We start from the raw sequence: 15,093 nt of genomic DNA, 5'->3' as shown, positions 1-15,093 counted from the left end.
TGGCTTTGTTCAGTCGAATCGCCACGCGCCGCGCGACGATTTAATCTAACAAGGTATATCACGCCTACGCTGTCTGCAAGGCTCATACCCGGCTATTCAGGCGCACTTGCAACGAATCGAAACGGGTTGCTGCGAGAGTCAACGCCGCCGCGCGAGCATCCGGCTCAACGTGGCGAATGCAACGCTCGGCAATTCGTGCAGCTTGCGCACCACAACCGCATGCGGATAAAACGCTTCGACCGCATCATCCTGTATGCCGATCCCCACCAGTTCGATGCCCTGCCCGCTGACCTCGGCCGCGCGCGCGTGCAGGTCGCTGCGCAGGATCGCGGGATCGCCGTCGCTGGTGGAGGGCAAACCGTCCGAGAGCACGAATAGCAGGCGACGCCGCGCCTTGCGCGCCATCAGACGCGTGGCGGCCCACGTTAGCGCTTCGCCGTCGGGATTTTCGTGGCCGCATTCGATGGCTGCGAGCCCGCTCGGATCGCGCGCGTCGAACCGCTTGAAGACGCGCAGATCGAGCCTTTCGACAAAGCGGTTATAGGCGCGCAGATCCACGCCTGAAGCCCGCTCGTGCTCGTAGTGTTCGCGCATTGAAAGCGACTCGATCGAGCTGTAGCCCAATACTTCCGCCTCGAAATCGAGCTGTATGAGCGCATCCGTGAGTGCGGCGGCGCATAAACGCGCGAGTTCGATCTTGCGCCCCGCCATCGAACCGCTTAAATCCAGCAGCAGCGTCACGGCAGCGTCGCGCCCGCTTGCGTGTGTGCTCACGCGAAACGGCGTGCGATAACCACGCGATACCGCCAGACGCGCGAGCGCAGCGCGATCGATCTCGCCGCGTTCCAGCTCGCGCTTCCAGTGCGTGAGTTCGTCGGCCTTGAGCACGCGTTCGAGATGGATCTTGAGCGCGCCGGTTTCTGCGCGCGCCAGCGTGCGCAGCTTGCGCCAAGCGGTGGCGTCGCCGCTACCGGTGAGATCCGTGATTACGTCGAAGGCCGTGGTGAGAGGAATCGAGCGCAGCGGTCTTATGAACGCTGCGTCGGCGCTCGCAGCGCGCGGCGCAGTGGCATCGGCGTCTGAGAGCGTGGCGCCCGGTGCGCTCGATGTATCGGCTTGTGCCTGAGCGGCGGAATCCCGCAACTGCGCGCCCGGCTCGCGCGACGCCTTCGCGGCTTCGTCTGCGTCCAGCGTCAGCGCGAAATCGGTGTCGTCCTGTGCGCCGAAGGCGTCGAGCTCACGCGCGAACGCATCGTCGTCGAGTGCTTCGATGGGCCGCGCCGACTGCATCATATTGTTCGCGCCGCGCGAAGCCAGCGAACGCACGCCCGCTACGATCGCCTGCGCAGCCCGCACGCTCGCGTGCGTGGAATCGCTCCCACGCGCGGCCGCCAGCGGGCCTTGCGCAACGTCGAGCGTACGCAGTGCGGCCGCCAGCGAGACCGCGTCGCGTTCGTCCACGTCGGACATCTCATGCCAGAGTGTGCGCTCGATCGCCCACACCAGGCGTTCTGACCATGTCAGCACCTGCCAGCGCCGCGCGGCATCGCGAGCGAGTTGCGTGCGCCAACGCGTCACATACTGTTGCGCGCCCGGGAAATCCACCAACAGACGCGCAAGCACACGCCGGTCCTCAATAACCTGCGCAATACGCCCTGTCACGCCCGCCTGCGCGACATCCAGCCGTTCCACCGCGCTATACCGCCAACGCGCCGCCAGCAGGTCGAGATAGCCTGTCAGCAAAGACGATTCAGAATCCTTTTCGATTTCCAGCGCACGCGATGGCAACACGAAGCGCTCGCCCTCAAGACGTGGGCCGCCCGCGCCGATCGATACCGTCACACTCGCCGCGCCAGTCAGCACGCGTGCGAGTTTCCCAAGCCGCACTTCAAGATCGTCGATCGGCGTGCTGTCCATGGCCGGTTTGCGCTATACGCTGGAATCCATGTCGAAAATCGCGTGATGGCGAATGATGCTGCGAATCAAAGCCGCATCTTCAGCGCTGACTTTCGCGTAGATCGCCGGACCGGCAGCGCGGTCGGCGTCGCCGGTGCGCAGCATCAACTCGGCCCAGTCGATCAGACGCCGCGTCGAAAACGTACTCGCCAGATCTTCGCGCGCGAAAGCCGCGCGACAATCGGCGGCAATGGCGGCGAGCGTTTGCGCCAGCATCGGCGTGAATTGCGGCAAGGTCCGCAGCAATACTTCGGTTTCCTCTTCTTTCGACAGATAGTCGAAAAGATAGACGCGCCAGCGATCGAGAAACGCCTCATTAAGCAGATTCGACCCTTGATACAGGTGCCGGAATGCACTCATCGCCCCGGCTGCATTGGCCGTTGCGAACAGCCTGAACGACGGATGCGGCGTAACAATTTCATTGCCGCGCTCTTTCAATAACAAGCGCCCGTGAGGTTCCAGAACCGCAGTCAGCACCGCCAGAATCGAAGGCTCCGCAAAATCGAGTTCGTCGATGATGAGCCAGTAGCCCTCGCGCATCGCCACCGGCAGCACGCCATCCACCCACACCGTTTCGCCGCCCTTCACGGTCCAGAAACCGACGAAATCGCCGATAGTCGTTTGCCCGTTCATATTCGCGCGCAATACGCCATGCCCTGTGCGTGCGGCCACCTGCTCGATAAAACTTGTCTTGCCCGAACCCGTGTGACCGATCAGCATCACGCGACGGTTTTCGACGATATCGAGCGCGATATCGTCTGTACGAGCCGTGAAAAGATAGGCCTCGTTGATGCGCGGCACCAGCGCCGTTGGCGTGCCTTCAGGCGTGAGCGGCATAACGACATTGCCGATGCAAACACCCGTTTCCACAGCAGGCAACGCCGCCTCTTGTGCAAGCTGCGCCGCCCGCCGAAGCTCCGCTGCGAACTGGCTGCCCGCATCCACTGCGCGTGCTTCGTCCTCGCGCTCAGCCGCTGAAACGAAACCTTCGCGGCGCCACTTAAGCAGCTTCGCTTCCAGATTGTCGAGATCGACAACTGTTTCGATGTCCACCGCGCCTTCGCCCGCTGCGTCACGGCCGTGCTCGATGCGGAACATCTGCGCGCGCTCCGAAAGCGACACGCGCCACCATTCGCGCGCGGCACCCGCGCCACGCGAATAGAGACCTTCGGGACCTTCGTTTTGAACTGTGAGAGCCTGGGTATTCATCGGCAAATCATCTTCATGAGATGGAAAGCGCGTGAAAGAAAAGAATTAGGGAAAACCCCGTTTCGCCGCTCATATTACCTGCTTGCGTTTATACGGCGATGCATGCCGCCAGCCGCCCGAAACCTCGCGAACGCCCTGATAGCGGGCAATTGCACGCTGCGCCAGCCCATGTTGTGCCCGTGCGACACCCATTTAAATTTATTGCGGGAAATTTAATGGTTCGAAATATTATCGCCACTTTCGTGCACGGGACACCGTCCGCGATACTGGTTCGAAGACTAATGCCAGCGCCGCGCCCGAGCCCGCTGGAATCAATTACAAACGGGGAATACATGAAGAAGACCACCGCAGCAATCGGCGCAGCACTGCTGGCCCTTTCGGCACAGTCCGCTTTCGCGCAAAGCTCGGTCACGCTGTACGGCCTCGTCGATACGGCAATCCGCTATCAAACCAACGCCAACGCAGCAAACGACGGTCTGGTCGAAATGCGCGAAGGCGCCGTGACGCCGAGCCGTTGGGGCCTGAAGGGTGCCGAGGATCTGGGCGGCGGACTCTCCGCTGTCTTCAAGCTGGAAAACCAGTTCAACCTCTGGAACGGCAAGCTCGCCAACACCTCGAACACGCTCTTCCAGCGTAACGCTTACGTGGGTCTCTCGAGCCAGCAGTACGGCACGCTGACGTTCGGTCGCCAGCAAACGCCGTTCTTCGACGAAATGGGCAACACGTTCGATCCGCTGACCGTTGCCGATTACTGGCAGGACAGCTGGGCGTACAACCCGGTCGGCCCGTTCCTCTTCACGAACAGCTCGGCGAAGTACACGAACACGTTCGGAGGCGTGCACGTCGAGGCGATGTACGGTTTCGGCGGCGTGGCAGGCAGCACCGGCGAAAACAGCATGTATGGCCTGACGGCTTCGTACACGGTCGGCCCGCTCGCAGCACTCGTTGGCTGGCAGCAGAACGACGTCGCCGGCAAGAAGTTCAACCTGGCTAACGTCGGCCTCGTCTACTCGGTTACGCCGGCTGTTCGCCTGCTCGCCGGTTGGCTGCACTCGCAGGACAACTCGGGCACGGTCGACCAGGCCGAACTGCAAACCGGTTCGCTGCCGACGAGCGCTGTGAGCCCGAACCGTATCGACGACAACTTCTACGTCGGCACCACGTGGCAAGCCACCGCCCCGCTGGCCATCACGGTCGCAGGCTACTACGGCCACGCACGCAATGCATCGCTCGGCAACGGCGATCTGGGCAACGGTATCAACTACTCGGCCACGCTGCTCGCAGAGTACTCGATCTCCAAGCGTACGGAAGTCTACGGCACGGTCGACTTCACGCGCGGCACCGGCGCTTACAAGATCGACTACCCGGGTCGCAACAACCAGACCGGCGTCGCAATCGGTCTGCGCAACCTGTTCTGATAACGCCTGCCGGCCTGGCAGAATCGGCCGGCACTGCACGATCCACGGATCGTCTGAGACCGCATGCAAAGTTCGCGTGCGGTTTTTTTTCGTCTGCGTCTGCGGCGATCGTTTTCGGCCCTGCTTTCAGCGAGCTTTATGTTCGCCCGGCGAAAAACCCTTGCTCGCGCACGCAAATACCTCAAATTCGGCCGACTAGGACGGCATTGCGGCACGTATGGGATAATTACAGAGTTTGCCCGAGGCGCCGCTCAAAAGGTTGGCCGCGCGGGCGCTCGAGGGGCCTTTATTCCCGTGGCCCGCTAATTTTTCAGCGATTTTTCACTAGCACCCACGATGCCCGCATACCGTTCCAAAACCTCCACCGCCGGCCGCAACATGGCAGGTGCGCGCTCGCTCTGGCGCGCCACCGGCATGAAAGACGAAGACTTCGCCAAGCCGATCATCGCCGTTGTCAACTCGTTCACCCAGTTCGTGCCCGGTCACGTGCACCTGAAAGATCTGGGCCAGCTCGTCGCGCGTGAAATCGAAGCCGCAGGCGGCGTTGCCAAGGAATTCAACACCATCGCCGTCGACGACGGTATCGCGATGGGCCACGACGGCATGCTCTACTCGCTGCCGAGCCGCGACATCATCGCCGACTCGGTCGAGTACATGGTCAACGCGCACTGCGCCGACGCCATGGTCTGCATCTCGAACTGCGACAAGATCACCCCGGGTATGCTGATGGCCGCGATGCGCCTGAACATCCCTGTGATCTTCGTGTCGGGCGGCCCGATGGAAGCCGGCAAGACGCGCCTCGCAAACCCGGTCACGAAGGCGATCGAAGTCAAGAAGCTCGACCTGATCGACGCGATGGTAATCGCCGCCGACAGCAAGTACTCGGACGCCGAAGTCGCCGAAGTCGAACGCTCGGCCTGCCCGACTTGCGGCTCGTGCTCCGGCATGTTCACGGCCAACTCGATGAACTGCCTGACCGAAGCACTGGGCCTTTCGCTGCCGGGCAATGGCACGGTGGTCGCCACGCACGCGGACCGCGAGCAACTGTTCAAGCGCGCGGGCCGTCGTATCGTCGAAATCACGCGCGAATACTACGAAGGCGAGAACGACCGCGTGCTGCCGCGCTCGGTGGGCTTCAAGGCGTTCGAGAACGCGATGACGCTCGACATCGCCATGGGTGGCTCGACCAACACCATCCTGCACTTGCTGGCGATCGCCCAGGAAGCGGAAATCGAATTCACGATGCGTGACATCGACCGCCTCTCGCGCGTCGTGCCGCAACTGTGCAAGGTTGCGCCGAACACCAACAAGTACCACATCGAAGACGTGCACCGCGCAGGCGGCATCATGGCGATCCTGGGCGAACTGGCCCGCGCAGGCAAGCTGCACACCGACGCGCCGACCGTGCACGCGCCCACGCTCAAGGACGCACTGGACCAGTGGGACGTCACGCTCACCCAGGACGAAGCGGTCAAGACCTTCTACATGGCCGGCCCCGCAGGCATCCCGACGCAAACGGCATTCAGCCAGAACACGCGCTGGCCGAGCCTCGACACCGACCGCGCCGAAGGCTGCATCCGCTCGTATGAGCACGCGTTCTCGAAGGAAGGCGGCCTTGCCGTGCTGACGGGCAACATCGCGCTGGACGGTTGCGTGGTGAAGACAGCCGGCGTGGACGAAAGCATCCACGTGTTCGAAGGCTCGGCGCACGTGACCGAGTCGCAGGACGAAGCGGTCGCGAACATCCTGGCCGACAAGGTCAAGGCCGGCGACGTGGTGATCGTGCGTTACGAAGGCCCCAAGGGCGGCCCCGGCATGCAGGAAATGCTCTACCCGACCAGCTATATCAAGTCGAAGGGTCTGGGCAAGGAATGCGCGCTGCTGACCGATGGCCGTTTCTCGGGCGGCACCTCGGGTCTGTCGATCGGTCACTGCTCGCCGGAAGCGGCAGCGGGTGGCGCGATTGGTCTGGTGCGCAATGGCGACCGCATCCGCATCGACATTCCGAACCGCTCGATCAACGTGCTGGTTTCGGATGAAGAACTGGCGCGCCGCCGCGAAGAGCAGAACGCCAAGGGCTGGAAGCCGGTAGAAGCGCGTCCGCGCAAGGTGTCGGCGGCACTGAAGGCGTATGCGAAGCTGGTGATGTCGGCCGACAAGGGCGCTGTGCGCGATCTGTCGCTGCTCGACGACTGATCCGTTGTCGTAGCAGATAAAAAAGCCGCTCGAAAGAGCGGCTTTTTTCTTGGTCGTTTGCAAATGAAAAGCACCCTGCGTCCATCGATCAATTCAGGACAACCCCCAGTTCTGGCAGGAACTGGACAAGATCATCCAGCAAGCGCCGCTCAATCCCTCCTTTCTGCCGATGTACGGGCTACTGGCCGAACTTGGCATCGAGAAAGGCAAGCCCGTCCATCTCGACGAAAAACAAAAGGCTCTACTCGATCGCGCCGCGCGTATGGGCCGCGACCAGATGCTGGTTTCCGCGTTCGACAGCAATCGGCAAGACCTCAAACCGTGGCCCGACCGTCATTGGGAGTGGATCGGCCTCGTGCCGGGCAGCGTGCAGTTCGAGACGCTTGGCGGGATCGATCTGCATGCGCACGACCGCTGGTTTGCGCAGGCCATCGTCACTTCGCCTGCGATGTTCCGGCGTGATCCGGGCGCGGGTTCGCTCTACTGGCTGGGCGCGCGCGACGCCGCAGGCGCGTGGCTCGATGGCGGCAAGCACTACACACTGGTGATTCCGCAACCGGTGCCGGGCAAGCTTTTCTGGTCCGTGACCGCCTACGACGCCGCTACCCGCTTGCAGGTGCAAACCGATCAGGACAAAGCCGCGCTGCGCTCGCTGTTCGAGTTGAAGGATATCGACCAGAGCAAACCGGTGACGCTGTATTTCGGCCCGACAGCGCCCAAGGGGCAGGAAGGCCACTGGATCAAGACTGTGCCTGGCCGTGGCTGGTTCGCCTATATCCGCATCTATGGCCTGGAGGCCGCGGCGTTCGACAAGAGCTGGAAGCCCGGCGACTTTACGCCGACGAAATAAGCGAAGCCGGTAACACGCCGATCGCGCTGCCTGACGCGTTTCCTCCCGTGGCGACGCATGACGCGTCACCACGCCGTCGACCGTAGCTGGCGTGTGCCGGACATCACACAGGCGAACCGAACGGCGCAGGTTCATCGACACGATCACGCTGGATACCAACAGGATGACCACCATTCAAGCGCGCAGAATGTCGACAAGGCTGCTGGCCGCAATCGCATGTTCAGGCACGCTTGGCGTTTCCTTGAACGCTGCGGCCACCGAAAGCGGCATTGGCCGCCCGATCACCGGCATGCAGATCTCGCCTTATGCGGGCGTGGTGCCGCCCACATCGGACTGGATCATTTCGCTCAATACGATCTACTACGAAGGTTCAGTCGGCGCGAGTAAAACCCTGCCGATTGCGGGACGCGTCACTGCGGGGCTCGATTACACGATCTCGTACACACTGATCAATGCGGTCAAAACGTGGCGAATCACGGCTGGTGGCTGGAACTTCGGCACCTCGTTCGGCGTGCCGCTGCAATACACCGACATCTCATTGTTTCATGGTGTTTTGCCGAACGACCACGGCACGCAATTCGCCGATGTGTTCTTCTCGCCTGTCGTGGCGGGCTACCATCTGACGAAAATCGATCACATCGCGCTGAGCGTGCAGATTTTCGCGCCCACCGGCGCCTACAATGCCAATCGCCTCGCCAACGCCGGTCAGAATACCTGGACTTTCACGCCCACGATTGCGTACACCCATATTTTCCCGGCCGAGAATATCGAGTTTTCGCTGAATTACGGCCTCGAATTCTATACGCCGAATAACGACACGCAATATCACAATGCGCCGGTCAGCGTGCTGGATGTGCTGGCGCTCAAGCGTTTCGCGGGCGGTTGGGGCGCCGGCATCATCGGTGGCTATATCCAGCAGGTAGGCAACGATACGGGCGGGATCATACAATTGACGGGCGGCTCGCAGGGCCACTCGGTCGGGATTGGCCCGACGCTCACATGGAATGGAAAAATCGACAAGACACTGGTAGGCGCAGCGCTGCGTTGGGTGAATGAGTTTAGCGCGAGCAATCGTCCGAAAGGAAATGCCGTCGAATTGACCATCAACGCAACGTTTCAATAAGCAAGCGCGCACAATCGGCCTGTTCAAGGGGCATTCATGCGAGGTGTCGCACACGCTGCTGCACGGGCACATTCGACCGGAGCGGGCTGAAATCCGCGTTCAAGCATGTGCGCAATCTGGTGATTGCAACCGTGCTGGTTGCAGCGGGTTTTGAATCCGCCAAAAGCTTCGACTTCATGAACTCGCCGAGCTGGTCGAATCCGCGTTTTGCGGGCTATATCGTCGCCGGTGTTGGTCGCGTGCTCATCGTTCTGAATCTGATCGATTGCTTGCGACAGTGGTCCAGACTGCGATGGCACGTCGCATTGCAGGCGGCACTGACCGTAGCGTACGTGCTTTTCTCTTTGCGCATGGTGCAATTGATCATCGACTTTCGCACGCACACCTGCCCGTAGCGCAACGCGCGTGCCCTTCCGTCTCGTGATAGCGTAGCGATCTTCGCCTTTCGCCCTGAAGCATCGTAATCTATGACCCAAGCCGCGCCCCCGATTCTCGACGACGCGCCCGGACGTGGCCGCTCGCTCGCGCGCCGCTATCCGCGCGGTCTGCATATCGAGCCGCATTCGCACACTTGGGCGCAAGTGTTGTATGCGGTCTCCGGCGTGATGTGGGTCGAGGCCGGCAGCGAAGCACTGGTCGTGCCGCCGCAGCGCGCGGTCTGGTTGCCGCCTGGCACCCCGCACGCCATCCACATGATTAGCGAAGTGGAAATGCGCAATCTCTATCTGCACGAACGCGATATCGGGCATCTGAGTACGCGCAGCGAAGTGTTCCAAATCGATGGTCTGTTGCGCGAATTGATCCGTACCATCGCCGAACACGAAGCCGAACGCGACGACGCCTGGCTCGCCACCGCATCGCATCTCGCGGCGATGGAACTCGCGCATGCGCGGCGCTCGTCGCTGCGCATTCCGTTGCCCGATGCCGTGGGGACGGCGGGTTCGGGAGACCGGCGCCTCGCCATGCTCTGCCGGGCCGTGATCGACCATCCGTCGAATGAGATTGCCTTCGAGCAACACGCGGCGTCGGTGGGCGCAAGCGTGCGCACGCTCGCGCGACTCTTCACGCGGGAACTGGGTCTGGGCTTCGCGCAATGGCGACGCCAGGTGCAACTGGCGATTGCGGTTTCGCGGCTTGCAGAAGGGCAATCCGTGAGCGCGGTTGCCCGATCGCTCGGTTATGTGCCCACTAGTTTCAGCGATATGTTTCGCCGCGAATTAGGCGTGCCGCCCAGCGAATATCGGCCTGCGGATACGCTTGGACAAACTCAGCCCCATAACGATGCGATGCGTTAAGCGGCAAATGACTCAATGCGACGAAACAAACACCGCGCCGTCAAACGGCTCGGGAATCGCGAAGCTTTCCCGCATGCGGCGCGTTTCCGCCGCCGGCGTCAAACCGAACAAGCGCTTGAATTCGCGGCTGAATTGCGATGCACTCGTGTAACCCACAGCGTGACAGGCCGCCTCCGCAGTCAGATCCTGCCGCACCATCAACAGCCGCGCCTGATGCAAACGCGTGGATTTCACATACTGCATCGGCGAGATCTGCGTGACTGCCTTGAAGTGGCTATGGAAACTCGGCATGCTCATGCCCGCTTCATCCGCTAGCTGCATCACATCCAGTGCCTGCGCATAGTTCGCATGAATCAGGCGCAGCGAGCGGCCGATGCGGCCAAACTGCCCTTTCATCGCCAGCGCCTCGCGCATCGCGCTGCCCTGCGCGCCGGTGAGCACGCGAAAATACAGTTCGCGCAACAATCCCGGCCCCAACACCGCCGCTTCGAGCGGCTGATGCATGGCCTCCAGAAAGCGCAACACGGACGCCTGCATGGCATCGTCCATCGGCGTCGACATCATGCTTTGCGGTGCCTGCACGTGCTCCGCAAGGCCTTCTCGATCGATCTGCGCTGCGAGTTCGGCAGCAAGCGCAAAATCCAGATGCAGATAGAGCGCGAGCAACGGGCGATGCGCGCTGGCCTCGGTTTCCATGTTGAACGGCACCGGCACGGAGACGGCGAGGTAATGATCCTCGTCGTAGCGATAGAGCTGATCGCCGAAATAGCCGCGCTTGCTGCCCTGACACACGATCACGATGCCGGGATCGTAAAGCACCGGCGTCATCGACAAGGGCCGGTTCGAGCGCAGGATACGCACGCCCGGCAGCGGCGTGAGGTTGTAGCCCTCGTCCGGCGCCAGCGCGCGCAAAAGCGCAATCGTGCGCTTGCGATTGGGCTGCGCCCGCTCGGCTTCGAGTGGAACGGCTTGTTTCTTGCTCATAGTTTTAGGCAATATAAATCCGGTAATTTGGCTTATTTTGCCCTGTTCCTGAGACTAGTATGGTGTTTCTGACAACATTCGAGCGAGGCTCTCATGGCATCCAGCAAGATTCTACTGATCACGGGCGTTAGCAGCGGCTTTGGGCGAGCGCTCGCGCAAGAGGCGTTGGCGGCAGGTCACACCGTAATCGGCACGGTACGCAGCGAAGAAGCGAAGCGCGATTTCGAGGCGCTATCCACGCAAGACGCTTTCGCTCGCGTGCTGGATGTGACCGATTTCGATGCGATCGATGGCGTTGTCGCCGGGATCGAATCGACTGTCGGCCCGGTCGATGTGCTCGTCAATAATGCAGGCTACGGCCATGAAGGCGTGATGGAAGAATCGCCCTTGTCCGAGATGCGCAGGCAGTTCGATGTGAATGTATTTGGCGCCGTCGCAATGATGAAAGCCGTGTTGCCTTTCATGCGCGAGCGCAGTCGCGGCCACATCCTGAATATCACATCGATGGGAGGCTATATCACCATGCCTGGGATTACTTACTACTGCGGCAGCAAATTTGCGCTGGAGGGAATCTCGGAAGCATTGGGCAAAGAGGTCAAGCCGTTTGGCATCGCCGTAACGGCCGTGGCGCCCGGCTCGTTTCGCACCGATTGGGCCGGACGCTCGATGGCACGCACACCGCGCTCGATAGCGGATTACGACGCCCTCTTCGATCCCATTCGCCAGGCCCGCGAGGAGAAAAGCGGCAAGCAACTGGGCGATCCGCAAAAGGCCGCGCAGGCGATGCTCGCGGTAATCGATGCGCAGAACCCGCCCGCGCATCTGCTGCTGGGCAGCGATGCGCTTGGTCTGGTGCGAAGCAAATTGTCGGCGCTAGATGAGGAAATTCGCGCGTGGGAAGCGCTAACGGTTTCAACCGACAACCCGGTTAAAGCCTGACGACGCAATGTGGATCGAACGCCCGGTTTTCCCATTGCAATTCAGCCGGGCTGTGCGCCGATGCCAGGTTCAACGGATAGCCGCGCGGATTCGCCATCACGCGCGCGCCGCCCGACCGGTAATCGAACGAGTCATGCACGTGGCCGTGAATCCACAGATCCGCAAAAGGTAGCAGGTTACGTAGATCGCTTAGAAAGCCGGCATTGACCGGATGATCGCGAAAACGCTCGTGCACGGACTCGGGCGAAACGCCATGGTGCGTAATCACCACCGTCTTGCCGCGAAACGGCGTCGCCAGCTCCTTCACAAGCCACTGGACTGCACCGCGGTGTTCGGCCAAGGCCTCTTCCGGGCCAAACGAGCCGCCGTCTTCACGCCGTATCGCCTGATGATCCGACATCGCTTCGCGTGCGTATTCCATACTCGTGGCGCTATCGCCATAAAGCGCGTAATCGGTCCACAAACAGCAGCCCAGAAAACGCACACCATCGAGTTCGATCGAACGACGCTCGAGGTAATGAACATTCGTCCCTTGCGCGCGCCTGGCGATACCGTCCACGGTTTCGCGATAGCCCGAACCATAGGCCTCGTGATTCCCACTCACGTAAATCACGGGCACGGGCCATTCGGCGAATCGATCGACGCCCGCAGCGCCCAGATCAATATCGCCCGCGAGAATCAGCAGGTCGGCGCCCGGCGCAATGGCGAGCGGCGCACAATCGGGAAACTTCTTCTGCAACGCATCGAGATGAAGATCCGACGCAATCTGTACATGCATATCGTGTTGCCAAATTCTTGATGACGGGCCACTCGTCAGTTTCAGACCCCATGACCCAGTTTCGCCTGCGTCTGGCGTTCGCGCGGCCCGCCATATTCGGCCAATTGCCATGCGATAAGGCCCGGTACATAAAACAGCAGATCTCGTATGCGACGCGCGCCGGCCAGCGCGAGGCACGTCGGCGCGTCGAAGCCAAAGATCGCTCCGATCAGCACAAAACCGCCTTCCTGCACGCCTAGACTCGCGGGCACCAGAAACGCAATACTGCTGACAATCTGGATCAACGCTTCAATGACGCACGCCTGGGCGAATGTCGGCTCGGCGCCCAGCACGCGCAGCGCAAGCCAGATTTCGAGTGAAAAGCCAATGAATTGAATCGTTTGCCAGATGAACAAATAGCGCAGAACCGTCGCTTTGCGCCGCCATATTAACTTGACGGCCTGATCGATACGAACCGACTTTCCCACCAGTTCGACCAGTTTGCCGCTCGTCACCTGATTCATCACGCGCGCCATCCGCTCGAACGGCCGTGCATGCTGCACCAGCGCAAACAGCACCAGAACCGGCACGGCCGCGCTAATGCTCCAGAGCAGCGTGCTGATCGTATGCGCGGCGCCGGAATTCGACTGGTCGAGCACATAGGCGCACGCGAGGAATGCAAACAGAAGCTGGCTGATCAACGTCAGTTGAATATCGACGACGAGACTTCCCAACGCACTCGCAGGACGCACGCCAAGACGATTGAGCAAGCGAAACGAGACGATTTCGCCGCCCACGCGCGCGACCGGCAGCAATCCATTCACCGACTCGCGAATCCACACGATCTTGAGCATCGTCAGCAAGGACGGACGCTCAGCGGGACGGATCAGCGTGCGCCAATCCCAAGCGTTCGCCCACATCGGCATAACGTGAACACAGGCGGCGAGCACGAGCCCGAAACCCGCATCGCGCATCAGGCGCCATGTCGTTTCCGGATGTTCGCGCCAGACTAGAAACGCGGCGATGGCAAAACCGGCCAGCGCCGCAATACGACCAAGCTGCTTCATCAGTTACTTTCTCTTGCGTGAAATAGCCACTTCCGCTCATTCGTCATGGACGGGCGACAGCATGCCGTTGCCATCCACGCTGAAACGGATGCCGCGCCAGACCACAGCGGACGAACAGAAACTCGCGATATACACCACAAACTGCAGCATGTCGCAGAGCGGCAGATTCCACAACCCGCGCGTGCGGTTCTGCGTGGCGCGATCGACCCTGAGCACCAACAGCACGCGCGCCAGCAGCGCGGATGCCGCTATGCAGCATGCCGCCACTGCCCCGCCTGAAAACACAATCGACAGCAGCGCCAGAGGAAGCGGATGCATCAACACAGCACCCAGATGACCGGAGCGATCAGCCGCGCGTATCGTGCGACTCCAGCGCAATTCATGCTTGAAGAACGCGGCAAACGTGTCTTCCACGCAAGCGTGCTGGACCACCATCGGCGGAATCGCCACCGTCGCGCCGTTGCGGCGCACCGCTTCACCGAGCGCGTGATCTTCAGCAAGATGATGGGCGAATTGCTGCAAGCCGCCAATTTCATTGAGCGTCTGCCGCGTAATCGCAATCGTCTGTCCAAAGCAGGGACGCGCCCGGCCAATCGCCACGCCCGTAATCACGCCAGGCAGAAAATGATAGTTCGTGAGTGCCGCCCCAACGCGTGGCCAGAAACCCGGCGCACATAGACCACGATAGATCGTGGTCACAAGACCCACGCCGCGTTCGTCGAGCGTGCCCACGATCTGCCGCAAATACGACCGATCGACGCGCACGTCGCTATCCGCGAAACACAAAATATCGTGGCTAGCGTGTTCGAGCATATTGACGAGATTGGCGATCTTACGGTTCGGCCCATAAAGCCGGCCGTCCGCGACCACGGTGATTTTCGCGTCAGGATAACGCGCACTCAGCGCTTCGACGCTCTTGAGCGCCGCGTCGTTCGCATCGTGCACGCCAAAGAGATACTCGATCTCTCCTTCGTAATCCTGATTGAAAAACGATGCGATGTGTTCGCGCAATTCCCACTCGTCGCCATGCAGCGGCTTTACCATCGTCACGCCGGGAAAGTGCTTCGGCACCTTGACGCTACGGGAAAAGAAGCGGCCAACCAGGAAACTCGCCACCACCGTATAGACAATGCCGATCGAAGCCGCAGCGCCCAGCAGCGCAGCAATCGTGTCGAGGAATACATGCTCGACCTGAGGTGAGGCCAGGTCCCCCAGCGCCGTGACCACCACAGCGCCGAGGAGGAAAACGAGTGCAAGCGCTCGTAGGTTCGCGGGAAAAACGCCCTTGCGCGAGCCTTT

General features: G+C 61.3%; 13 protein-coding genes. 7 read left to right on the top strand and 6 right to left on the bottom strand.

What is annotated here, in order from left to right:
• Positions 1-138: 138 nt before the first annotated feature.
• Positions 139-1,917, bottom strand: coding sequence for a cobaltochelatase CobT-related protein (locus U5A67_RS28040; protein ID WP_321816833.1), 1,779 nt, complete (start codon positions 1,915-1,917; stop codon positions 139-141).
• A gap of 12 nt (positions 1,918-1,929) precedes the next feature.
• Positions 1,930-3,165, bottom strand: coding sequence for an AAA family ATPase (locus U5A67_RS28035; RefSeq protein WP_321816832.1), 1,236 nt, complete (start codon positions 3,163-3,165; stop codon positions 1,930-1,932).
• A 332-nt stretch (positions 3,166-3,497) separates the two neighbouring features.
• Here U5A67_RS28035 and U5A67_RS28030 point away from each other — a divergent pair, with 332 nt between their 5' ends.
• The 6 genes from U5A67_RS28030 (at position 3,498) to U5A67_RS28005 (ending at position 10,047) form a co-directional block, all read left to right on the top strand.
• Positions 3,498-4,583, top strand: coding sequence for a porin (locus tag U5A67_RS28030; protein WP_205985688.1), 1,086 nt, complete (start codon positions 3,498-3,500; stop codon positions 4,581-4,583).
• Between the two features lie 336 nt (positions 4,584-4,919).
• Entirely contained in the window at positions 4,920-6,779 is a 1,860-nt protein-coding gene (gene ilvD, locus U5A67_RS28025; protein WP_321816831.1) for a dihydroxy-acid dehydratase, read from the top strand.
• Between the two features lie 169 nt (positions 6,780-6,948).
• Entirely contained in the window at positions 6,949-7,629 is a 681-nt protein-coding gene (locus U5A67_RS28020; protein ID WP_321816830.1) for a DUF1214 domain-containing protein, read from the top strand.
• Positions 7,630-7,792: 163 nt separating this feature from the next.
• Positions 7,793-8,752 (top strand): transporter, encoded by a 960-nt coding sequence (locus tag U5A67_RS28015; RefSeq protein WP_321816829.1) that lies wholly within the window; start codon positions 7,793-7,795, stop codon positions 8,750-8,752.
• 107 nt (positions 8,753-8,859) lie between these two features.
• Positions 8,860-9,147, top strand: a complete 288-nt coding sequence (locus U5A67_RS28010) for a hypothetical protein (protein WP_321816828.1) — start codon at positions 8,860-8,862, stop codon at positions 9,145-9,147.
• 72 nt (positions 9,148-9,219) lie between these two features.
• A complete protein-coding gene (locus tag U5A67_RS28005) occupies positions 9,220-10,047 on the top strand; it encodes a helix-turn-helix transcriptional regulator (protein WP_321816827.1) in 828 nt (275 codons plus the stop codon).
• A 12-nt stretch (positions 10,048-10,059) separates the two neighbouring features.
• On the opposite strand, the gene U5A67_RS28000 is transcribed toward U5A67_RS28005, so the two are convergent.
• A complete protein-coding gene (locus U5A67_RS28000; protein WP_321816826.1) occupies positions 10,060-11,031 on the bottom strand; it encodes an AraC family transcriptional regulator in 972 nt (323 codons plus the stop codon).
• A gap of 93 nt (positions 11,032-11,124) precedes the next feature.
• Here U5A67_RS28000 and U5A67_RS27995 point away from each other — a divergent pair, with 93 nt between their 5' ends.
• Positions 11,125-11,970, top strand: a complete 846-nt coding sequence (locus tag U5A67_RS27995; RefSeq protein ID WP_321816825.1) for an oxidoreductase — start codon at positions 11,125-11,127, stop codon at positions 11,968-11,970.
• Here the strand turns inward: U5A67_RS27995 and U5A67_RS27990 are convergent.
• The 3 genes from U5A67_RS27990 to hpnI are packed head-to-tail and all read right to left on the bottom strand — an operon-like array spanning position 11,960 to position 15,024.
• Positions 11,960-12,748: a metallophosphoesterase gene (locus U5A67_RS27990; RefSeq protein ID WP_321816824.1), complete on the bottom strand. Its 789-nt coding sequence runs from the start codon at positions 12,746-12,748 to the stop codon at positions 11,960-11,962. The two genes, U5A67_RS27995 and U5A67_RS27990, sit on opposite strands and share 11 nt — an antisense overlap.
• Positions 12,749-12,789: 41 nt before the next feature.
• The gene (locus U5A67_RS27985; protein WP_321816823.1) at positions 12,790-13,794 is read right to left on the bottom strand and encodes a lysylphosphatidylglycerol synthase domain-containing protein; all 1,005 of its coding nucleotides are present in this window, start codon (positions 13,792-13,794) and stop codon (positions 12,790-12,792) included.
• Positions 13,795-13,830: 36 nt separating this feature from the next.
• Positions 13,831-15,024, bottom strand: a complete 1,194-nt coding sequence (gene hpnI, locus U5A67_RS27980) for a bacteriohopanetetrol glucosamine biosynthesis glycosyltransferase HpnI (protein ID WP_321816950.1) — start codon at positions 15,022-15,024, stop codon at positions 13,831-13,833.
• Between the last annotated feature and the right edge of the window lie 69 nt (positions 15,025-15,093).

The sequence above is a fragment of the Paraburkholderia sp. J69-1 genome, from assembly GCF_905220255.1.
Classification (GTDB): domain Bacteria; phylum Pseudomonadota; class Gammaproteobacteria; order Burkholderiales; family Burkholderiaceae; genus Paraburkholderia.
Note: the sequence above shows the minus strand (reverse complement) of the source record. Positions and strands in the feature narration are given on the sequence as shown.

Excerpts from the sequence above, each read along its gene's own strand:
- ilvD (WP_321816831.1), top strand. The coding sequence starts at position 4,920 with ATGCCCGCATACCGTTCCAAAACCTCCACCGCCGGCCGCAACATGGCA.
- U5A67_RS28015 (WP_321816829.1), top strand. The coding sequence starts at position 7,793 with ATGACCACCATTCAAGCGCGCAGAATGTCGACAAGGCTGCTGGCCGCA.
- U5A67_RS28035 (WP_321816832.1), bottom strand. The coding sequence starts at position 3,165 with ATGAATACCCAGGCTCTCACAGTTCAAAACGAAGGTCCCGAAGGTCTC.
- U5A67_RS27990 (WP_321816824.1), bottom strand. The coding sequence starts at position 12,748 with ATGCATGTACAGATTGCGTCGGATCTTCATCTCGATGCGTTGCAGAAG.
- U5A67_RS27995 (WP_321816825.1), top strand. The coding sequence starts at position 11,125 with ATGGCATCCAGCAAGATTCTACTGATCACGGGCGTTAGCAGCGGCTTT.
- U5A67_RS28030 (WP_205985688.1), top strand. The coding sequence starts at position 3,498 with ATGAAGAAGACCACCGCAGCAATCGGCGCAGCACTGCTGGCCCTTTCG.
- U5A67_RS28040 (WP_321816833.1), bottom strand. The coding sequence starts at position 1,917 with ATGGACAGCACGCCGATCGACGATCTTGAAGTGCGGCTTGGGAAACTC.
- U5A67_RS28000 (WP_321816826.1), bottom strand. The coding sequence starts at position 11,031 with ATGAGCAAGAAACAAGCCGTTCCACTCGAAGCCGAGCGGGCGCAGCCC.
- U5A67_RS27985 (WP_321816823.1), bottom strand. The coding sequence starts at position 13,794 with ATGAAGCAGCTTGGTCGTATTGCGGCGCTGGCCGGTTTTGCCATCGCC.
- U5A67_RS28005 (WP_321816827.1), top strand. The coding sequence starts at position 9,220 with ATGACCCAAGCCGCGCCCCCGATTCTCGACGACGCGCCCGGACGTGGC.
- U5A67_RS28020 (WP_321816830.1), top strand. The coding sequence starts at position 6,949 with ATGTACGGGCTACTGGCCGAACTTGGCATCGAGAAAGGCAAGCCCGTC.